Below are 20,270 nucleotides of genomic sequence, written 5' to 3'. Positions count from 1 at the left end.
CCCACAACAGCTTGCCAGCTGCGATACGCACGCCAAGACCCACGCTGGGAGCTGGGTCGGTAACCGGCGCGCCGCTGCGCGCGCCGCCGCCGCGCATCTTGTACAGCGCGACGCGGTTGCCGCCGGCTTCGGTCAGGCGCGGGCGATCAGGTCCTGCTGCGCCGCAGACAGCGAACGCTGTCCGTCCACCGCCGTCACCCGGCGGCCGTCCGCATCAACCGCAATACAGCGTGGTGATGTTGTTGGTCGGACCGACCTCGATGGTCAGGCGTTCACCGCCGCTCTCGCCGGCGCCGCGGGTCGCACTGTCCACGCCGCTGGCGGTCGCGCCGCTGCGATCGACGCTGCTGTTCACCACCTGCACCTGCAGGCTGTCGCTGTCGACGCGGGCGCGTTCGACGGTGGTCTGCGCGGCGGCCAGGCCGACCGCGCCGCGCACCTTGTCGACGTGGCACTGGCCGGAGATGACGCCGTCGATCGGCTGCACCTGGGCGATCTGGGTGGTGCTGCAGGCACCGAGCAGCAGGCAGGCGAACGGAACGGCGAGCGCGAACGGGTGGCGGATCATGGGGCATCTCCTTCGATGAATAGCGCGAGCCTGTCGCGGTCGATGTTTGCGTGGCATGAAGAGCGCAGCGCCAGGCTTCACCTGGCGTGGCCGCCGGCCTGGCCACACTGTCGCCTCCCAGCCAACCGGAGCCGAACCATGGCCACCTGCGATGTCTGCGGCAACGACTACGACAAAGCCTTCACCCTGACCCAGGGCGCGCGCAGCGGCACCTTCGATTCGTTCGAGTGCGCGATCCACGCCTTCGCCCCGCACTGCAGCCACTGCGACTGCCGCATCGTCGGCCACGGCGTGGAAGCCGGCGGACGCATGTTCTGCTGCGCGCATTGCGCCCAGCACGCCGGCGTCGAAGGCGTCGCCGACCGCGCCTAGCGTTTCGCCCTGTCCGCGGTCGCAACGGCGATCGTCCACATCAGCGGCGCCCCGCGCCGCGCCCACTTCCGGAGCACTGCCGATGGCCTCCCGCCGCAAACCACCCGCCGCCTCCAAGTCCGCCTCGTCCAAGCCGGCCAGCTCCGCTGCCGCCGGCGCCGCCGGCAAGACCGCGCAGAAGCAGCGCGCGCTGCAACGCGAGGTCGACGCGGGCGAGAAACAAGCCAAGGCCAAGACCAAGAAATCCGCGCCGACCCAGGCAGGCACGCGCAAGCAGCCGGAGACGATGCCCGGCCAGCACCTGCGCAAGCCCGGCAAGGAACAGGACCTGGCGCTGCAACCGCGCTTCGAGGCGCCGGACTACGTGGGCAGCGGCAAGCTGCGCGGCATGAGCGCGATCGTCACCGGCGCCGACTCGGGCATCGGCCGCGCGGTGGCGGTGCTGTTCGCACGCGAAGGTGCCGACGTGGCGGTGCTGTACCTGGACGAGCACGAGGACGCGCAGGTGACCCGCGCGCACGTGGAGAAGGAAGGCCGCCGTTGCCTGACCATCGCCGGCGACGTGAAGGATCCGGCGTTCTGCCAGGACGCGGTGGCGCAGACCGTGCGCGCCTTCGGCGGGCTCGACGTGCTGGTCAACAACGCCGCCTTCCAGTTGCATTGCCACGCGCTGGAGGACCTCAGCGACGAGCACTTGCAGGAAACCCTGCAGACCAACATCGCCGGCTACTTCCACATGGCGCGCGCGGCCTTGCCGCACCTCAAGCGTGGTGCGGCGATCATCAACAGCGGTTCGGAGACCGGCCTGTTCGGCAGCAAGTCGCTGCTCGACTACTCGGCGACCAAGGGCGCGATCCATGCCTTCACCATGGCCCTGGCCAGCCAACTGCAGCCGCGCGGAATCCGCGTCAACGCGGTCGCGCCGGGGCCGGTGTGGACGCCGCTGAACCCGGCCGACAAGTCCGCCGAGGACGTGGCCGAATTCGGCAAGAGCAGCGCGATGGGCCGCGCGGCGCAGCCGGAGGAGCTGTCGCCGGCCTACGTGTTCCTGGCCTCGCCGATCACCGCCAGCTACATCAGCGGCGCGATCCTGCCGGTGATGGGCGGGCCGCAGGGCTAACGTGCGCAGCCGCCGGGCCGACAGCGTTCGGCCCTGCCGTCGTGCCGCGGCGATGCGCCCGGCCGCTATTCCTCCGACGCAGCCCAGCGCGCGAGGTTCTGCTGCACGTCGGCGATGCCTTCCCAGGGATCCTTGCGGCGCCGCTTCAGCTTCGCCGGCACATCGCGCATCTTGAATGCATCGGCGCGGTGCAGCTTGGGCAATTCGCTCCAGGCCAGCGGCATCGCGACCGGCGCGCCGGGGCGTCCGCGCAGCGAATACGAGGCCACCGCGGTGGCGCCGCGGCCGTTGCGCAGGTAGTCGACGAAGATCCGCTTGTTGCGCAGGCGCTTGGTCGCGGTGGCCAGGAAACGTTCTGGTTCGGACTGCGCCAGCGCGTCGGCGAAGCCGTGCGCGAAGCGCTTGGTCAGGTCCCAGTCGCAGCCAGGAGCGAGCGGCACCACCACGTGCAGGCCCTTGCCGCCGGAGACGCGGAGGAAGGAGTCCAGTTCCAGCTGCGCCAGCAGCTTGCGGATGTCGGTGGCGGCCTTCTTGACCTCGGCGAACGGCACGTCCGGGCCGGGATCCAGGTCGAACACCACCCGGTTGGCCGAGTCGGGATGGTCGGCATACGAACCCCACGGATGGAATTCCAGCGCATTGAACTGCACCAGTTCCAGCAGGCCGGCGGCATCGTTGACCACCAGGTAGTACGCGTTGTTGCCGGCTTCCTCCTTCAGGCGCACCGAGGACACCAGTTCCAGCCCGGCGGTATGGTGCTTCTGGAAGAAACACGGCCGTTCCGCGCCGCTGGGACAGCGGATGATCGACAGCGGCCGCCCGGCGATCTCCGGCAGCAGGTGATCCATGACCGCGCTGTAGTAGTCCCATACCTCCTGCTTGGTGGCGCCGATGTCCGGGAAAATGATCTTGCCGGGGCTGGACAGCGCCGGCGGCACGCGACCGCCGGCATCGTCGCCGTCGGATGTGCGGCGGCGTTTCGTCGCCGGTGTCGTCTGCGGCGCCGGTGCGCCCGGCGCCGCGCGATACGAATCGCGCAGGTCGGCGACGTCCTTGTCCGGCCGCACCGCCTTCAGCGAGGCCTGCCGCAGCAACTGCTGGCCGCCGATGCCGCGGTAGAACACTTCCACCACGAAGCGCGGCGCGAACCAGGTGGCCGCGCGCAGATCGGTTTCGGTGGTGGGGACGTGGGCGGTCGGCGTCTTGCCGCCGGCCTTGCCGATCCGTTTGGTCACCTCGCGCAACAACGCGTCCGAAAAGCCCGAGCCTACACGGCCGGCGTACAGCCATCCGTGCTGCGGGTCGGGCCGGGCCAGCAGCAGCGAGCCGAAGCCGGAACGGCTGCCCTTGGGCGCGGTGTAGCCGACCACGGCGAACTCGTCGGAGATCAGCTGCTTGGTCTTGCGCCAGTCCTCGCTGCGGCCGCCGTGATAGCCGCGGTCGGCGCGCTTGGAGATGATGCCCTCGAAGTGCTGCTCTCCCGCCATCTGGAATGCGGCCTCGCCATCGCCTTCGATGTGCGAACTGAAGGCCAGGTGCGCATCGGCGCCGTGCAGCAGCTCCTGCAGCAAGGCCTTGCGCGCGGTCAGCGGCGCATCGGCGATGTCGACGCCGTCGATGTGCAGCAGATCGAACAGCGCCAGCGCCAGCGCCGCCTGGCGTTCGCCGGACAGCACCGCCTGCAGCAGGTTGAAGTCTTCCTTGGTGCCTTTGCCCGCGATCAGCTCGCCGTCCAGCGCCGCCGATTTCAGGCCCAGCGCGGCGATGGCATCGCGGACCTCGGGAATCTTGTCGGTCCATTCGATCGCGTTGCGCGACCACAGGCGCACTGCGCCATCGGCGATGGTGGCGAGGATCCGGTAGCCGTCCCACTTGATCTCGTGGATCCAGTGCTCGCCCTTGGGCGGGGCGTCGCCGAGCTTGGCCAGCTGCCCCTGGAACGGCCCGGTCGGCGCCGCAGCGCGCTTGGCCTTGGGCAGGGCCAGCGCCCGCTTCGCCCAGTCGGTCTTTTTCGCCTTGCGCGGCAGCGCGACGGCGGTTAGCGCCTTGCGCTTGTTCGGCTTGCCCGCGCCGGCGCGCTTGAGATCCTCCGGCGGCGGCGCGGTCACGTCGGCGAGCAGGTCGTCCGCCTCCACGTCGCTGGCGAACGCATCGTCTTCCTTGAACAGCAACCACTGCGGCTGGCGCGCCGGCTTGCCGGAACGCACCAGGTGCCAGCCGCCCTTGAGCTTGGTCCCGAACAGTTCGAAGCGCAGGTGGCCCTTGGCCAGTTGCGCTTCGGGATCGCCGGCGGTGCTCCACACGCCATGGTCGAACTGCGCGACATGGCCCCCGCCGTATTCGCCCTTGGGAATCTCGCCTTCGAAGCCGGCGTAGTCGACGGGGTGATCCTCGACCTCCACCGCCATGCGCTTGACCTTGGGATCGTAGCTCGGGCCCTTCGGTACCGCCCAGCTCTTCAGGGCGTCACCCACCTGCAGCCGGAAATCGTAGTGGCGGCGACTGGCGTGGTGCAGCTGCACCACGAAGATCGGGCGCTGTCCTTGCGGCAGCGCCTTGCCCGGCTCCGGCTCCCTGGTCTTGTCGAAGCTGCGTTTGCGGCGGTATTCGGCAAGGCTCATCGCGTGGGCCTGGCCAGGCTACTTGCCCAGGTGTGCGCGCACGGCTTCGGCCGTGGGACCGGCGACCTCGACGGCCGCACGCAGTTCGTCGGCGGAGACGCCGAACGTGCTGGTCCAGTACTGCAATTCGTAGTCCTCGTTGACGTTGATGCGGTCGCGGTCCGGGGAACCTGCATTGTTCTTGTCGTCGCTCATGCGGATGCTCCTGCTCACGGTGGGAAGCGCCGCGGCGTCGGGACGCCGGCGGCTGTCGATGGCCGATACGCGTGCCGGTCGCTGTGCGGCGGCGGCGCGCGTTGTCTACGAACTTCTAATCGCGCGGGCGTCGGCTCGACGTGAACGGTGGAAACATTGGATGCGCGAGCGGACGCCGCCCGCGCTGCGCTCGGTTCGCGCCGTCGCCTCGCCCCTGCCGCATGACGCCGGCTATTTCTCGCGATGGAACACCATCCCGCCGTGGTGCAGTTCGTCCTGGCCGACGAACGTGCCGTCCGCGGTGAAGCCGGTATCGTCCCAGTAGTCGATATGGTTGCCGTCGATCGCGTAGCGGCCCTGGTAGGCGCTCCGGCGCGATCCGCGCGCTTCGTCGTAGCGGCCGTTGGGCAGCAGTTCCTGGCGGATCCGGCCATCGGCCGTGACCCACATGCCCAGATAGGGATACTGTTGCATGGTGTCGCCTCGTGTCGGTACAGCGGGTGGGGAAGCGCCGGGTGTGTTCGTCTGTGCGCTTGCGGCGGCAATCGCGGCGGCGGCGAACGCTGCCGCCAGACCGCAACGCCGTGCGTTCGCGCGCGTCACTGCGCACCTTCGCGCGCGGGAATGCGGCGCAGTACGTCGTCGTAGGCGGCGAGGTCGAGGAAGGCATGCGCCTCGACTGCCTTTCCGCCATCCATGCGGAAGATCCACACATAGCGATTGCGGTAGGGGCGGCCATCGCGCGCGACGGCTCGGCCCTCCCACTGCGCGATGACGTGGTCGCCGTCGGCCCAGATCCGTCTGGAAACCGGCCGCACCGGCTCGCGCAGGCGGATGACGAAGGGGCGCACGGCATGCGCCATGAACGCATCGCGGCCGCGATAGGTGCCCGCGCTCGGGCCGGAGCCTTCGATCGTCCAGACGATGTCGCGGGCGAGCATCTCGTCGAAGAAGCCCGAACCGCCGTCGGCCCAGCGATCGAATGCGGCGGTGACGGCCTGCCGGTTGCGTTCGCTCTGCACGGCCGCTGGCGCTGCCACTGGCGTGGCGCTCACCGGCACCGTCCCGCATGCCGACGCCGACAGCGCGATTGCGAAGAGGATGGCCGTGGCTGTCCTGGCACCGATGCACGCCATGGCCTCACCTCCGTCCCTGCACGGTGGAGGTACCGAAGATCAATTGCTGGCCCATCGGCCGGCCGATGAAGTTCTGCGGGAAGATCGGCGCGACCGCGCTGGCCTGGTCGAGGCGGACGCGCTGGTCGTCGTCGAACACCACGTCCAGCGCGCCGAAGTTGTCCTGCGCCTGCTGCAGCGTGCGTGCGCCCATCACCGGCGCGACCACGGCCGGGTGCTGCAGCGTCCACGCCAGCGCGACCTGCGCGCGAGACACGCCGAGTTCCCCGGCGATGTCGCCGACCACGTCCGCGATCGCCAGCGCGCGCTCGTTGAGATGGCCCGAGGAGGCGATGACGCCCTTGCGGGTCGCGGACACGCCGGCCTCGTTGGCGTCGGTCAGATCCGCGCGGCCGTACTTGCCGGTCAGGATGCCGCCGCCCAGCGGCGACCACGGCAGCACGCCCAATCCCATGGCCTCGGCCATCGGCAGCAGTTCGTGTTCGACCGTGCGCTCGACCAGGCTGTAGCCGATCTGCAATGCAACGAAGGGCGACCAGCCGCGCAGCTCGGCCAGCGTCTGCAACTGCGCCACCCGCCATGCCGGTGTGTTGCAGATGCCGGCGTAGAGGATCTTGCCCATGCGCACCAGATCGTCCAGCGCGCGCATCACTTCTTCCGGCGTGGTGGTGAAGTCCCACGCGTGCAGGTAGAGCAGGTCGATGCGGTCGGTGTCGAGCTGGCGCAGGCTGGTCTCGACCGAGCGCACCAGGTTGAGGCGGTGATTGCCGCCGGAATTGATGTTGGCCGCGTCGCGCGCCATGGTGAACTTGGTCGCCAGCACGATGCGCTCGCGCTTGTCCTTCACCAATTCGCCGAGGATGCGCTCGGACGCGCCGTTGGTGTAGTTGACGGCGGTGTCGACGAAGTTGCCGCCGCGCTCGGTGTAGGCATCGAAGATGCGCTTGGCTTCGGCGCGGTCGGCGCCCCAGCCCCAGTCCTCGCCGAAGGTCATGGTGCCCAGCGCGAGCGGCGAGACGCGCAGGCCCGAGCGGCCGAGCAGGCGGTAGTGGGAGAGGGAAGAGGGTGCGTTCATGAGGCTGGCGCTCCTGGAAAGTGCGTGGCGCCATGGTTGCGTCGCGGCCGCCTGGAGCGATAGCCGGCTTGTCCGGAATGCTTGCACGATCGTCCGGCGCTGGCCGCATCGCTCTTCCAGCGCGGCGGCGGATGTGGAATAAGACGCAGATGACCCTGCAGACGCTGACCGACCTCATCGCCCGCCACGCACCGCACGACGGCACGTTCGACGGCCGGCTGCCGGGCGTGAAGCTCATCCGCGCGTCGATGCCGACCCTGCCCATGCCGGTGATCTACGAGCCGACCGTGTGTTTCGTCGCGCAAGGGCGCAAGCGCGCGATGCTGGGGACCACCACCTACATCTACGATCCGGCGCGCTACCTGGTCGCCTCTGTCGGCTTGCCGGTCATGGGGTCGGTGATCGAGGCCAGCGCAGCGGCGCCGTATCTCAGCCTGCAACTGGATCTGGACCTGGCCGAACTCGGCGAGCTCGCCATCCGCCACCCGCCCACGGCCGCCGAAGCGGCCGCCGCGCCGATGGGGTTGACCCTTAACCAGACCACGCCGGCGCTGCTGGACGCGGTCGTGCGCCTGACCAGCCTGCTGGACACGCCGCGCGACATCGACGCGCTCGCGCCGCTGACCATCCGCGAGATCCTGTATCGCCTGCTCACCGGGCCCGAAGGCGGCGTCATCCGGCACATGGCGCAGGCCGACAGCCGGCTCAACCATGTCGCACGCGCCATCGTCTGGATCCGCACCCACTTCCGCGAAGCTTGCCGCATCGAGGATGCCGCGCAGATCGCCGGCATGAGCCGCTCCACCTTCCACCAGCACTTCCGGGCGATCACCTCACTGAGCCCGCTCGAGTTCCGCACCCAGCTGCGCATGCAGGAGGCACGCCGCCTGATGGTCAGCGGCGCGCTGGACGCGGCCAGCGCGGGATTCCAGGTCGGCTACGACAGCCCGTCGCAGTTCAGCCGCGACTACGCGCGCCTGTTCGGCATCCCGCCGGCGAAACACGCCAAGCTGTTGCGCGCTTCGTGATGGCCGGCGGCAGGTGGCACGCGGCTGGCTGCCGCGGGTGATGGCGGCGCCGTAGCGGGAGTTGGGCGGCGCTGCCGAGCGCGATGCCAGGGGCGGACTTGGCGTGGCCGCCAATGAGCCACCAATGACCAGTAGCCTATTGACGACAGCTGTCGCCAAAGGTAGGTTGGCGACAGATGTAGTCACCAGGAGCGGACGGATGCGGCGCAAATCGATCGGGGACCAGGAACTGGCCCTGCTGCAGTACATCGCCGAGCAGGGCGAGGCCAGCGTCGGCGAAGTCGCCGCCGCCTTCGGCGAGGCGCGCGGGCTGGCCCGCTCCACCGTGCTGACGATGATGGAGCGGCTGCGCGCCAAGGCCTATCTGCGCCGGCGCCAGGTGCAGGGCGTATACCGCTATGCCGCCACCGCCGGCCAGGACGACGTGGTGCGCAGCGCGGTTGGCAGCTTCGTCGAGAAGACCCTGCAGGGCTCGGTGTCGCCGTTCGTGGCGTGGATGTCGCAGCGCGCCGAGGTCAGCGACGACGAACTGGCCGAACTCGAGGCATTGGTGGCCAAACTGCAATCGCAGCGGCGGGAGGACTGAGGCATGCACACGATCTTCGGCACGACGTTGTTCGAGACCCTGCTGTCGCGGCTGTTGGCGACCAGCGTGCAGGCGGTGGTGCTGGTCGCGGCGATCTGGGCGCTGTGCCGCTGGCTGCCGGCGCTGCCGGCGGCCACCCGCTGCCGCCTGTGGTGGCTGGTCGGCGCGCAGACCGTGCTCGGCCTGCTGTGGGCCGGCGCGCTGAGCCTGCCGGTGCTGCCGGCCGCGCCGGCGCCGGTCGCGGTTGCCGCGACCGCATTGCCGGCCGCTTCGCTGCAGGACGCGGACGCTGCGCCTGCAACGACTGCAGCATCGCCGCCTCCGGCGACACAGAAGGCCGTGTCTGCCGCCGCGCCGCTGCCCTGGGCGCAGGCGCTGGTCGCGCTGTGGCTGGCTGGCGTGCTGCTCGGCGCGCTGCGCAGTGGCCATGCCTACCGTGCCAGCCGGCGCCTGGTGCGCGCCAGCACGCCGTGCACCGACGCCGCATTGCTGGGCGCCTTGCGCCTGGCCGCCGAGGCGCATGGCCTGCGCCGGCCGCCGCAGCTGCGGCTGTCGGCGCAGATCGATTCGCCGCAGCTGATCGGGCCGTGGCGGCCGGTGCTGCTGTTGCCGGCGCGGCGCCTGGCGGCGATGCACGCCGACGACCTGGACATGGCGCTGACCCACGAGCTGGTGCACCTGCAGCGCCGCGACCTGTGGTGGGGCCTGCTGCCGGCGCTGGCGCAGCACCTGTTCTTCTTCCACCCGCTGGTGCACCTGGCGGTGCGCGAATACGCGCTGGCCCGCGAGGCCGCCTGCGATGCGGCGGTGGTCGCCGGGCACCGGCACTGCCGGCACAACTATGCGCGCCTGCTGGTGCAGCTGGGCGTGGCGCCGCGACCGGCGGCCGGCGTCGCCAGCGCGTCGCCGAGCTTCGTCAGCCTGAAGCGGCGCTTGCTGATGCTGCAGAGCACGGCTTCGTTCCCGCGTCTCGGCGCCGGGTTGATCACCGCCGCGATCGCGCTGGCCGGGGTCATGCCGCTGCGCTTGGTTGCCAAGCCGGTGCCGGCGACCGCGGCGTCGGTTCCTGCGCCAGTCGCCGTGCATGCGGCCCCCGCGAGCGCGTCGGCCCCGGCTGCTCCCGCGGCGACGTCGATCATCGCCAGCGTGCTGGCGCGGCCCGCCCCGGCCGCTCCGGCGACGGTCCCGGAGCCGCCTGCCGCGCCATCGCCGCCGGCGGCCCCCGCGCCACCCGCCGCGCCGCCGGCGGCCGATCCGCTGCTGACCCAGGGCCGCATCACGCTCTCGCGGCACGACGGCGAGGACGCCTACGTGCTGGTGCAGGACGGACACAACCTGATGGATGCGTCGCTGGACGACCTGCGCGAAGCGCGCCGCCTGGCCGGCAGCGGTGGAGAATTGCTGTGGTTCCGCCACGACGGCCGCCGCTACGTGGTCCGCGACCCGGCCGCGCTGGCGCGCTTCGAGGCCTTGCACGAACAGAGCCTGCAGCTGGCCGAGGCGCAGGCCGAGTTGGGCGACCGCCAAGGCGATCTCGGCGACCGGCAGGCCGACTTCGGCGAGCGCATGGCGGAACTGAGCGCGCAGATGGCAGAGAGCGCTGCGCGTCATGCCGAGGCGGCGCTCGCCGCCAGCCGCGATGCGAGCACCCAGGCGCAACGCGATCGCGCCGCGGCGCAGCAGGCGACCGAGCGGATGCGCCGGCAGGACATCGGCAAGAAGATCCAGGAACTGGCCAGCCAGCAGGCGCAACTGGGCCTGCGCCAGGCCGAACTGGGCAAGATGCAGGCCGACGCCAGCGTGCGTGCGCGGGAGCAGGCCGACGCGCTGATCCGTCAGGCCATCGCGCAAGGGCTGGCCACGCCGGTCGATGGTTGATTCCCCCCTGACGCGGCGGTCGCGCGGATAATCGCCGCGGACGCCGACAGGATGGGGCAGGGCACGATGGCAGTTTGCAAAGTGGTGGTGCTGGGAGGCTACGGCCATTTCGGCGCGCGCATCGTGCGTGCGCTGGCGGCGACGCCGGCGCTGCAGGTGGTCGCGGCCGGCCGCCATCCTGGCGCTGCCACCGCCAATGTGGCCGGCGCGGACATGCGCGGCGTCGCGGTGTGCCGGTTGGATACGGCGGCCGCAGACTTCCCCGCGCAGCTGGCCGCCACCGGCGCGGACACCGTCGTGCACACCGCCGGGCCGTTCCAGGGCCAGGACTACGCGGTCGCCCGCGCCTGCCTGCAGGCCGGCATGCACTACATCGATCTGGCCGACGGCCGCGCGTTCGTGCGCGATTTTCCCGCCGCGCTCGACGCGCTGGCGCGGCAGGCCGGGCGCACCGCGATCAGCGGCGCCAGCACCCTGCCGGGGCTGTCCAGCGCGGTGGTCGATGCGTTGCGCCCGCGTTTTTCGCAGCTGCACGACATCGACCTGGTGATCGCACCGGCGCAGGCCACGCCGTTGGGCATGGCCACGGTGCGCGCGGTGCTGTCGTACTGCGGCCTGCCGTTCGACTGGTGGTGCGATGGGCGCTGGCAGCGGACGCGCGGGTGGGCCGCGCCGCAGCCGGTTTCATTCGCGCGGCTCGCCCCGCGCCTGGCCGCGCCGTGCGACGTGCCCGATCACGACCTGCTGGTGGCGCGCTATCCCGGCGTGCGCAGCGTGCGCTTCCGCGCGGCGCTGGAACTGCCGTTCCTGCAGCGCTGCCTGGCCGCGCTCGCGCGCCTGCGAGGACTCGGCGTGCCGTTGCCGATGCGGGCGCTGGCGGCGACGTTCGCGCGCGCCGGGCGCTGGTTCGACCGCTTCGGCAGCGATCTCGGCGGCATGTCGGTGCAGATGCGTGGGCTCAAGGACGGCCGCCCGCACGCCCTGTGCTGGGAGCTGACCGCGCCGACGCTGCACGGCCCGGAGATTCCGTGCCTGGCCGCGATCCTGCTGGTACGCAAGCTGGCCAGCGGCGCGGCGTTGCCGGTGGGTGCGCATGCATGCATGGGGCTGCTGAGCTTGGCCGAGTTCGAAGGCGAGTTCGCGGCGTGGCGGATCGAGACGGCGGTGCGGGAGCTCTAGCGGTTGCCGCAGGGCAGCCGTTCCTTCTCTCATCGGGACCATGGCCCCTTTTCGGGGGAAGGTGCCCCGCGGGTGCGATGAGGGTGCGGGCGCAGCCTCGTGCTCCTAACTCCGCGAGACGCTTTCGCGCCGGACCCTCACCCCAACCCCTCTCCCGAGGGGAGAGGGGCTAAGGCTGCTCCCTTCTCCCGTTGGGAGAAGGTGCCCCGTAAGGGGCGGATGAGGGTGCGGGCGAAGCCTCGTGCTCCTAATTCCGCGAGACGCTTTCGCGCCGGACCCTCACCCCAACCCCTCTCCCGAGGGGAGAGGGGCTAAGGCTGCTCCCTTCTCCCGTTGGGAGAAGGTGCCCCGTAAGGGGCAGATGAGGGTGCGGGCGAAGCCTCGTACACCTTGATCCGCGAGACGCTTTCGCGCCGTACCCTCACCCCAACCCCTCTCCCGAGGGGAGAGGGGCTCGACGCGCCACGGCTGTTTCCTTCTCCCATCGGGAGAAGGTGCCCCGCAGGGGCGGATGAGGGTACGGGCGCAGCCTCGTGCTCCTAACTCAGCGGGACGCTTTCGCGCCGGACCTTCACCCCAACCCCTCTCCCGGAGGGAGAGGGGCTAATGCGCGGCGCTACGGCGCCTCCACGAACGGCACCACCTCGCGGTCCTCGGCTTCGGCGTCGACCAGGCGCTGCAGCAGCAGCGCCAGGGTCACCACGTCCTGGTGGTTGTGCGCGGCGACGCGGCGCAGGTTGCGCGCGCTGCCGCCGCGCAGGTAGCCCAGCCAGGCCGCCGGCGCTTCGGAGCCGGGCAGGTCGTCCTCGCGCACGATGCGCAGCAGCTGGCGCTCGATCGTGGCCAGCTTGCAGTTCTCCCAGGTGCCGCGGTAGCGGCGGCGGGTCGGATGCAGCAGGTCCACGTGGTCCAGTGCCGACAGCGGGTCGGCGCAGCGCGCCAGCCGGTAGCGGGTCTTCAACAGCGGCGCGTCGTAGCAGCGGCCGTTGTAGCTGGACAGCACCGTGGTCGGCGCCAGCCATTCGCGGAACGCTTCGAGCATGGCCTTCTCCGCCCCCATCGTCGCCATCATCAGCTGGCGGATGCGCAGGCCCGGGCCGTCGACGGGGTGCAGGGACCAGTCGGCCGCGCCGATCATGAACGCGCGGGTGCCGGTGCCGCCGGCCAGGCCGGTGGTCTCGGTGTCGAAGAACAGCAGGTCCGACGGCTGCACCGCGTCCTCGCGCCGGGCGAACGCCAGCGACAGCGCGGCGGCGGGGATCGGCTGCGGCAGGAACGCTTCGATCAGGTGCAGGCCGGGCGCGATCTCCACCCCCGGCAGATGACGGTCGGCGGCCTGCGGCCGGCGCGGCGCCGCGGCCGGCGCCACCGCGCGTTCGCGCATGCCGAGCAGGCGCCGCAGCGAGGCGACATCGGCGCCGCGCTGGTCGAACGGTTCGATCGCGATCGGCGGCGCCACCGTGGTTGCGGCGGCGCCGGTGTGCGCGACTGCCGGCACGCGCGGCGCCGGCGGCACGGGCGCGCCGTCGGCATCGCGCGGAGGCCTGCGCAGCGACGCGGCTCCGCCTGCGGGCGCAGCCACCCGTGCAGGGGTGGTCGCCGCAGCGGCGGTGCCCGCAGCGACCGCGACGCCTGCCGGCCGCGCACCCGACGCCGGCGCGCGCGGCCGATCCGCGCTTGGGTCGCCGGCCTGCTTGCGCAACGCGCGCAGGCGTTCGAGGCTGATGCTCATGCGCTACGCCCCGGTAGCGCGTCGGGATCGGTGTGGACTGCATTGCCTTGCATCGCGTCTTTCAGCAGCAGGCGCAAACCACGCAAGCACTTGCAGTCGGCGTTCATGCGTGCCGCTCCAGCAATGCATCGGAATCCGTGTCGAGCGCGGTCGATGCGTCGTTCACCGTCACGCGCTCCAGAAGCGTGCACGGCTCGCGCGAGCACTCGCGGTCGCGCCTCATGCGCTCCACTCCGGCAGTGCATCCAGTTCGTTGTCGATGGTGGTTGATTCGTCATCCAGCGCCGTGCCGTCCAGCAACAGGCGCAGCACGTGCAGCGCCAGCGCCTTCGGCGTGGTTGCGCTTTCCTCCTGCGCGGCCAGCACCGGGCCGACGCAGGCCGGGCAGCCGGCCACGCAGTCGCAGCGCTGCACCAGTTCGCGCGCGCGCTGCACCAGTTCGCCCTGGCGCTGCCACAACGGTTCGCTCAGGCCCACGCCGCCGGGGAAGTTGTCGTACAGGTACACGGTCGGCACGAACTGCTGCAGTTCCACGCCGACCGGCTCGCCGTTGTCGCCGCCGCGCAGCTGGCCGCGGCCCTTGGCGTCGGCCATCGCGAACCAGGCGCCATCGCCGTCGCCCACCGCCTTCTGCAGGTCGCGCGCGTCGGCCATCACCGCCACCGTCGCCACCACGTGCAGCGCGTAGGCCGCGCCGAGGAAGCCGTCCAGCGCGTCCTGCTTGGAGGCGAAGGCCTTCAGTAGCGTGGCCTGCGGCAGTTGCCACCACACCGCGGTGGTGTGCAGCTCCTGGTCGGGCAGGGTGACCGGGCCGTAGCCGATGTTCTCGTGGGTGTAGTAGCGGATCTTCTTGTAGCCGGCTACGCGCCGCACCACGTGCACCTCGCCGTGGTGGCTGTCGCCGCGCCCGGCCGTGCCGCCGTCGAAGCGGTCCAGCACCTTGAGCTTGGTGAAGTCGATGCTGTCGGTGTAGTAGTCCACGTGGGTGCGGGTCACGTAGGCCTTGCGCCCTTCCCAGTCCAGTTTCTCCACCTGGTACGGGGTGCTCTGCACCATGTGGATCGCGCCTTCGTACAGCGTGAGCGCGGCGGCGGAATAGTCCACCTCGGCGATGATCTGCTGCTTGCCGTCGGTCTTGTCCACCACCACGAAATTGCCGTCGGCCACCGAACGCAGGCTCACCGCGTTGGCCGGGTAGCTGTCGGCGATCCATTCCCAGCGGTCGCCTTCCTGATGCACGACCTCGCTTTCGGCCAACGCTTCCAGGAACACCGCCGGATCCACCGGGCCGAACGGCTCGCCGGCGACGAAGGTCAGCTCGAACGCGGCGCAGCGGATGTGGTCGAACAGGATCAGCGGCTGGTCCGGGGCGATGCGCGCGTGTTCGGGCGAGGCGTCGGCGAAGAAGTCCGGATGCCGCACCACGTACTGGTCCAGGGGCTGCGAGCTGGCCACCAGTACCCCGAGCGAGGGCTGCTGGCGGCGCCCGGCACGACCGAAGCGCTGCCAGGTCGCGGCCACGCTGCCGGGGTAGCCGTTGAGCACCACCACGTCCAGCGAGCCGATGTCCACGCCCAGTTCCAGCGCCGAGGTGGAGACGATGCCGTCGATGCTGCCGGCGCGCATCGCGCGTTCGGCCTCGCGGCGCTCGGTCGGCAGGTAGCCGCCGCGGTAGGCGCGGATGCGCGGCGGCTTGCGCGGGTCGTGGTCGAAGATGTCCTTCAGGTACTTGGTCAGCACCTCCACCATCAGCCGGGTCTGCGCGAACACCAGGGTCTTCAGCCCGCTCTTGATCGCGATGCGCGCGATGCGGTTGCTCTGCGAGCGTGCCGAGGCGCGCAGGCCCAGGTCGGCGTTGACCACCGGCGGGTTCCACAGCAGCACGTGCTTGTCGCCGGACGGCGCGCCGGACTCGGTGATCGCATGCACGCGCTGCTCGATCAGCGCCTCGGCATGCGCGCGCGGATTGCCGATCGTCGCCGAGCACAGGATGAACTGCGGGTTCACCCCGTAGAACGCGCAGATGCGCTTGAGCCGGCGCAGCACGTTGGTGACGTGGCTGCCGAACACGCCGCGGTAGGTGTGGATCTCGTCGATCACCACGTAGCGCAGGTTCTCGAAGAACTGCGCCCACTTGGTGTGGTGCGGCAGGATCGCCTGGTGCAGCATGTCCGGGTTGCTGACCACGATGTCGCCGTGCAGGCGGATCGCCTGGCGCGCATCGCCGGGGGTGTCGCCGTCGAAGGTGAAGGCCTTCACCCCCAGCTCGCCGGCGCGGTTGAGCTCCAGCAGCTCGGCCACCTGGTCCTGTGCCAGCGCCTTGGTCGGGAACAGGTACAGCGCCTTGGCCTGCGCGGTCATCGCCGCGGCCACTACCGGCAGCGTGTAGCACAGCGATTTGCCCGACGCGGTGGGGGTGACGATGGCCACGTGCTCGCCGCGCTGCGCCGCGTCCCAGGCCTCGGCTTGGTGGCTGTAGAGCTGCTCGATGCCGCGCGCCTTCAGCGCCGCGACCAGCGCCGCCGGTACGTCCTCCGGGATCGGCGCATAGCGGCCCGCGCGGCCGGGGATCATGAAGCTGCCGGTGATGCGGTCGTGGTAGCGCCGCTCCAGCCGCTCGGTCAGCAGCGCGCCGTCGCGCGAGGGCTCGCCGCCGGTGGTGGACAGGGCGCGCTCGGCGTCCTCGGTGCGGCGGGCTAGGGCGTGGGCAGGCATCGGCACGGCTCTCAAAGCAGGACAGGGAAGCGGAAAGGCGTCTCAGGGTATGAGACAGCAGCCGAACCGGCGAGGGCAGCTGGCTGAGCGGATTCAGCCAGAGCAGCGCGGCAGGTGCAGGATATGCATGACGTATTGCGTCATATGACGAGTTGCGTTATGGTTGCTGCGTGATTCGGAACTTCGTCGACAAGGAAGCCGAAAAGATCTGGCAGGGCACGCCTTCCCGGCGATTGCCGGCCGACATCCAGGTCGTGGCTCGGCGCAAGCTGCGCATGCTCAACAGCGCGGCCACGCTGGACGATCTGCGGGTTCCGCCGGCCAACCGTCTGGAGGCCTTAAAGGGAGACCGCAAGGGCCAGCACAGCACCCGGATCAACGATCCATGGCGCGTGTGCTTCCAATGGAAGGACGGCGATGCGCTGGACGTGGAAATCGTCGACTACCACTGACCCATCGAGCCGCCATGAAGACCCTGCCCAACATCCATCCCGGCGAAGTCCTGCTGGAGGAATTCCTGACCCCGCTTGGCATCAGCCAGAACGCACTGGCGCGCGCCGCCGGCGTGCCGCCGCGGCGCATCAACGAAATCGTGCTCGGCAAGCGCAGCATCACTGCCGACAGCGCGATCCGGCTCGCCGCCGCGCTCGGAACCAGCGAGCGTTTCTGGCTCGGCCTGCAGGCGGACTACGACCTGGAACAGGCGCGGCGCGCATTGGGCGCGCAGGCGCGCAAGATCGAGCGCATCGCGGCGTAGGCGCGGGCAAGCACCTGGGCCGTTGCCGCAGTGCCGGGCGGCGGCGGTCGCCGCTCGAGAAAGCTGACCTGATCGGCACAGCCAGCGCGTATCCTGTGCTCCCCCCTCGCGCAGCGGCGCCGTCCCCCGACGTGCCGAAGACTCGCCTTGTCCGTGCCTGCCCCCGCTATCACCGCACACTACAAAACCATCGGCGCCCGCCGCGCCGACCTGATCGTGCATGCCGCCGGCCTGCTGCTGTCCATCGTCGGCGGCGTCATGCTGATCTGGCGCCCCCACGCCAACCAGGCGCTGCTGCTGGCCACCTGCGTCTACGCGCTGGGGATGCTGGTGATGTTCGCCTGCTCGGCGGCCTACAACTTCGCCCCGCCGCAGCGCCAGCCGATCCTGCGCAAGCTCGACCACGCCGGCATCTTCGTGATGATTGCCGGCTCCTACACGCCGCTGTTCGTGCTGGCGCTGTCCGGCGCCTGGGTCTGGTCGATGACCCTGGCGGTGTGGGGCGTGGCGCTGTTCGGCGTGTTCGCCAAGCTGTTCCTGCCCGGCATCAGCAAAGGCTTCTGGGTGGCGATCTACCTGCTGCTGGGCTGGGCCGGCATCGTCGCGATCAAGCCGCTGATGGCCAGCCTGGACAGCGCCGTGCTGTGGTTTATCGCCGCCGGCGGCATGTTCTACACGGTGGGCGTGGGCTTCTACGTGCGCAAGTCGATGATCTATAACCGCGCCATCTGGCACGCCCACGTGGTGGGCGGCGCGCTGTCGCACTGGTGCGCCATCTGGCTGTGCCTGCAGCCATCGCAGGCGGTATGAGCATCTGTAGGCGCACTGCCGCCGCGATGGCGACGTTCAGCGGCCGACCGTAAGCTCGGCACCTGTCATCGCCGTCTGGCGTGGGAAAAGGACCGATCTGGATGTGCAATGCCGTGCGTTCCGTCGTTGCCGCAGCGCTGCTCGGCGTGGCCGCGCAGGCGCATGCCCAGCAGGTCGAGCCCGCGCCCGCAGCGAGCGGCCCGCCGCAGCAGGACATCCAGACCCTCGACGAAGTACGCGCGCTGCCGCCGGACGAGGAACAGCCGCTGGACCTGTACCGCTTCAAGAATCCGGTCAGGGCCCAGCCCAACCGTTTCGACAAGGACTGGCGGCCACCGCCCTCGGTGGAGCAGGTCAGCCAGGGCGGCGGCTACCTCGCGCTCGGCATCTACTACGTGGCAGGCAAGGCGGCCAAGGGCCTGCACACCCTCACCGGCGCCCCGGACCAGGTGCAGCCGGCGATCGCCCGCCCGCCGCCGTTGAGCGAGGCGCAACTGCGCCGCGCGGCGGAGCTTTGCGACGCGCAGAACCCGGAGTGTGCCGGGCCGCGGTGAGTCGGCCGTGGCGGGCGGGGACGCGGGTGCGACGTTGCAGCATCAGCCACAAGTTCCAAGTTGCCCTTGCGAGGGATCGACGTCGCGACAACGCGGCGTACGCGTGCTGACTCAGCGGGCCGCGCCGAGATACTTCTCGAGTTCGTCGGCGCGCGCGCAGATCCGCCACAGCGCCGCTTCGGCGCGCTGCAAACTCTCGGCCTGGGACCCCCCATAGAGCGAATTGTCCAGATCGCCGGCCTGGGCATTGGATTGCTCCCAGGCGTACTGCGCGTCCAGCAGCCTCGCTCGCGCACTGCCGTCCAGTTCGTAGCGCAACCGATCGTAGATCCGGGCCAGGCGATCATCCTGCAAGGTCTGCTCGCGTTCGATGCAGCGCTCCTGATCGACCCCGCCACGTGCCTGCCTGCGGCAGTTCAGGTAGGTGGCCGACAAGCCCCTGGGAGCGCCCGAGTTTTCCGGCGCCGGTTGCTGCTGCTGCATCTGCTGAACTTGTTGGAGTTGCTGTTGCATCAGCTGCTGCTGTTGCATTTGCTGTTGCTGCATTTGCAACTGCTCCTGCTCCTGTTCCTGCGCGCCGGCCGCGGCGCTGGCGGCCGCAGCGGTCAGCAATATCACCCACAACAGCCAGCGGCGCTTGTTCGCCTTGGTTTCCATGCGTCCTTCCCCTTGTCGCGTTCCCATGTACAGGCGCAGCTTTACAAGCATGCGGTTAATGTTTCGCTAAGGATACGGGTGCGGGGTGGTCTCGGCGATGCCGACCGCGTCAGACGTGGAGAGCGTTCGAGTTTGTCGATGCGCCCACGTAGCCGGAACAGCGCCGCTTCGGCGCTACCGAGGTTTCCCCGACAGACGATGCCCGATTCCAGTGCGTGCCACGATCGGCGCCTGTCGGTCGGGTTTGGCGCGGTCCCCTGCGTAAGATAGTGCGCGCTCGACCGCGATCCGGCGCTGCGTTCCCTCCCTTTCCAACTTGCCTCGCTCATGACTCCCAGACGTCTGCTGGTCCGCATCCTGTTCGCCCTCGCGCCGCTGTGCGCGGCCACCGCCCATGCCAACGACAGCAGCTTCGGCGATGCCAACGGCACCATCCAGCTGCTGCAGCAGCCGGATATCCGCATGAGCAAGGAGGCGCTGTTCATCAGCGAGGAGCTGGTACGGGTGGACTACGTGTTCACCAACACCAGCACGCGCGACCTGCTGGTGCCGATCGCGTTCCCGATGCCGCCGATGTACTTCGGGCAGGCCGACCACAGCGAGCTGACCGAGTTCAAGCTGTGGGTGGACGGCAAGCCGGTCCATACCGAACGCAAGTTGGTGGCGTCGCTGGACGGCGCCGACGTGTCGCGCGCATGGGCGGCCAGCGGCTGGAGCAGCGACGATCTGGCCGCCTACATCGACTCCGGCGAGATGCCCAAGGGCCGCAAGGCGTTGCCCAAGAACTGGTTCGATGCGGACGGACAGCCGCGTTTCACGCTGAGCGAGTATTTCACCTGGCAGCAGCGCTTCGCTGCGGGCAAGTCGGTGTCGATCCGCCACAGTTATGCGCCGAGCCTGGCGAGCGGCGTGCCGATGCCGGCTGCCGACCTGATCCGCGACTTCGCCAAGGACACCTGCCTGGATGCCGGCGCGCAGCAGAGCGCGCGCCGCCGCCAGCACGAGTACGGCCTGGAATGGAGCAACCTGCGCTACATCCTGCTGACCGGCAACAACTGGAAGGGGCCGATCCAGGACTTCCACCTGACCCTGAAGAAGCGCGCGCCGACCGACATCGTCAGCCTGTGCTTCGACGGCGAGCTGAAGCGCACCGATCCGCTGACCTTCGAATTCCAGCAGAAGGACTTCGTGCCCAAGCAGGATCTGGACGTGCTGTTCCTGCGCTAGCGCAGCGCGAAACGAGGGGCTGGGCCGCGGCAGCGCCAGGCGCTGACGCGGCGCATCCTC

Annotated in this window: 20 protein-coding genes; 11 read left to right on the top strand and 9 right to left on the bottom strand. The window is 70.2% G+C overall.

The features are described 5' to 3' along the window. Positions 1 to 214: 214 nt before the first annotated feature. On the bottom strand, positions 215 to 568 hold the full coding sequence (locus NUG20_RS21100; protein WP_263396318.1) for a hypothetical protein: 354 nt from the start codon (positions 566 to 568) through the stop codon (positions 215 to 217). 138 nt (positions 569 to 706) lie between these two features. On the opposite strand from NUG20_RS21100, the gene NUG20_RS21095 reads away from it, so the two are divergent. After that, positions 707 to 940: a metallothionein gene (locus NUG20_RS21095; RefSeq protein ID WP_185814797.1), complete on the top strand. Its 234-nt coding sequence runs from the start codon at positions 707 to 709 to the stop codon at positions 938 to 940. 82 nt (positions 941 to 1,022) lie between these two features. Continuing rightward, positions 1,023 to 2,060, top strand: a complete 1,038-nt coding sequence (locus NUG20_RS21090) for an SDR family oxidoreductase (protein WP_263396317.1) — start codon at positions 1,023 to 1,025, stop codon at positions 2,058 to 2,060. Between the two features lie 65 nt (positions 2,061 to 2,125). Here NUG20_RS21090 and ligD read toward each other — a convergent pair whose 3' ends face one another. From ligD to NUG20_RS21065, 5 genes are all read right to left on the bottom strand, one after another. After that, on the bottom strand, positions 2,126 to 4,681 hold the full coding sequence (gene ligD / locus NUG20_RS21085; protein WP_263396316.1) for a DNA ligase D: 2,556 nt from the start codon (positions 4,679 to 4,681) through the stop codon (positions 2,126 to 2,128). Between the two features lie 18 nt (positions 4,682 to 4,699). Then, complete coding sequence (locus NUG20_RS21080; RefSeq protein WP_263396315.1) at positions 4,700 to 4,876, bottom strand: DUF3606 domain-containing protein; 177 nt, start codon at positions 4,874 to 4,876, stop codon at positions 4,700 to 4,702. A gap of 231 nt (positions 4,877 to 5,107) precedes the next feature. Beyond that, on the bottom strand, positions 5,108 to 5,422 hold the full coding sequence (locus NUG20_RS21075; protein WP_263398568.1) for an Atu4866 domain-containing protein: 315 nt from the start codon (positions 5,420 to 5,422) through the stop codon (positions 5,108 to 5,110). A gap of 53 nt (positions 5,423 to 5,475) precedes the next feature. Beyond that, entirely contained in the window at positions 5,476 to 6,012 is a 537-nt protein-coding gene (locus NUG20_RS21070) for a nuclear transport factor 2 family protein (protein ID WP_263396314.1), read from the bottom strand. Positions 6,013 to 6,016: 4 nt separating this feature from the next. Beyond that, entirely contained in the window at positions 6,017 to 7,087 is a 1,071-nt protein-coding gene (locus NUG20_RS21065; RefSeq protein ID WP_263396313.1) for an aldo/keto reductase, read from the bottom strand. A 149-nt stretch (positions 7,088 to 7,236) separates the two neighbouring features. On the opposite strand from NUG20_RS21065, the gene NUG20_RS21060 reads away from it, so the two are divergent. The 4 genes from NUG20_RS21060 (at position 7,237) to NUG20_RS21045 (ending at position 11,758) form a co-directional block, all read left to right on the top strand. Further along, positions 7,237 to 8,115 (top strand): AraC family transcriptional regulator, encoded by an 879-nt coding sequence (locus tag NUG20_RS21060; protein ID WP_263396312.1) that lies wholly within the window; start codon positions 7,237 to 7,239, stop codon positions 8,113 to 8,115. Between the two features lie 199 nt (positions 8,116 to 8,314). After that, entirely contained in the window at positions 8,315 to 8,701 is a 387-nt protein-coding gene (locus tag NUG20_RS21055) for a BlaI/MecI/CopY family transcriptional regulator (RefSeq protein WP_263111790.1), read from the top strand. A 3-nt stretch (positions 8,702 to 8,704) separates the two neighbouring features. Further along, on the top strand, positions 8,705 to 10,579 hold the full coding sequence (locus NUG20_RS21050) for a M56 family metallopeptidase (RefSeq protein WP_263396311.1): 1,875 nt from the start codon (positions 8,705 to 8,707) through the stop codon (positions 10,577 to 10,579). A gap of 66 nt (positions 10,580 to 10,645) precedes the next feature. After that, positions 10,646 to 11,758, top strand: a complete 1,113-nt coding sequence (locus NUG20_RS21045) for a saccharopine dehydrogenase family protein (RefSeq protein ID WP_263396310.1) — start codon at positions 10,646 to 10,648, stop codon at positions 11,756 to 11,758. Between the two features lie 616 nt (positions 11,759 to 12,374). On the opposite strand, the gene NUG20_RS21040 is transcribed toward NUG20_RS21045, so the two are convergent. Next, a complete protein-coding gene (locus NUG20_RS21040) occupies positions 12,375 to 13,490 on the bottom strand; it encodes a ribonuclease H-like domain-containing protein (RefSeq protein ID WP_263396309.1) in 1,116 nt (371 codons plus the stop codon). Positions 13,491 to 13,709: 219 nt separating this feature from the next. Beyond that, positions 13,710 to 16,205 (bottom strand): DEAD/DEAH box helicase, encoded by a 2,496-nt coding sequence (locus tag NUG20_RS21035; protein ID WP_263396308.1) that lies wholly within the window; start codon positions 16,203 to 16,205, stop codon positions 13,710 to 13,712. 170 nt (positions 16,206 to 16,375) lie between these two features. On the opposite strand from NUG20_RS21035, the gene NUG20_RS21030 reads away from it, so the two are divergent. From NUG20_RS21030 to NUG20_RS21015, 4 genes are all read left to right on the top strand, one after another. Next, entirely contained in the window at positions 16,376 to 16,657 is a 282-nt protein-coding gene (locus NUG20_RS21030; RefSeq protein ID WP_263396307.1) for a type II toxin-antitoxin system RelE/ParE family toxin, read from the top strand. A gap of 14 nt (positions 16,658 to 16,671) precedes the next feature. Beyond that, the gene (locus NUG20_RS21025; RefSeq protein ID WP_263396306.1) at positions 16,672 to 16,962 is read left to right on the top strand and encodes a HigA family addiction module antitoxin; all 291 of its coding nucleotides are present in this window, start codon (positions 16,672 to 16,674) and stop codon (positions 16,960 to 16,962) included. A 153-nt stretch (positions 16,963 to 17,115) separates the two neighbouring features. Further along, entirely contained in the window at positions 17,116 to 17,772 is a 657-nt protein-coding gene (locus NUG20_RS21020) for a PAQR family membrane homeostasis protein TrhA (RefSeq protein WP_263396305.1), read from the top strand. A gap of 101 nt (positions 17,773 to 17,873) precedes the next feature. Next, the gene (locus NUG20_RS21015) at positions 17,874 to 18,326 is read left to right on the top strand and encodes a hypothetical protein (RefSeq protein ID WP_263396304.1); all 453 of its coding nucleotides are present in this window, start codon (positions 17,874 to 17,876) and stop codon (positions 18,324 to 18,326) included. 111 nt (positions 18,327 to 18,437) lie between these two features. Here the strand turns inward: NUG20_RS21015 and NUG20_RS21010 are convergent, their stop codons facing one another. Then, complete coding sequence (locus tag NUG20_RS21010; protein WP_263396303.1) at positions 18,438 to 18,983, bottom strand: lysozyme inhibitor LprI family protein; 546 nt, start codon at positions 18,981 to 18,983, stop codon at positions 18,438 to 18,440. Positions 18,984 to 19,310: 327 nt separating this feature from the next. Here NUG20_RS21010 and NUG20_RS21005 point away from each other — a divergent pair, with 327 nt between their 5' ends. After that, positions 19,311 to 20,210: a DUF4424 family protein gene (locus tag NUG20_RS21005; RefSeq protein ID WP_263396302.1), complete on the top strand. Its 900-nt coding sequence runs from the start codon at positions 19,311 to 19,313 to the stop codon at positions 20,208 to 20,210. Positions 20,211 to 20,270: the final 60 nt, after the last annotated feature.

The sequence above is a fragment of the Xanthomonas sp. CFBP 8443 genome, from assembly GCF_025666195.1.
In the GTDB taxonomy this organism is placed as follows: Bacteria; Pseudomonadota; Gammaproteobacteria; order Xanthomonadales; family Xanthomonadaceae; genus Xanthomonas_A.
Note: the sequence above shows the minus strand (reverse complement) of the source record. Positions and strands in the feature narration are given on the sequence as shown.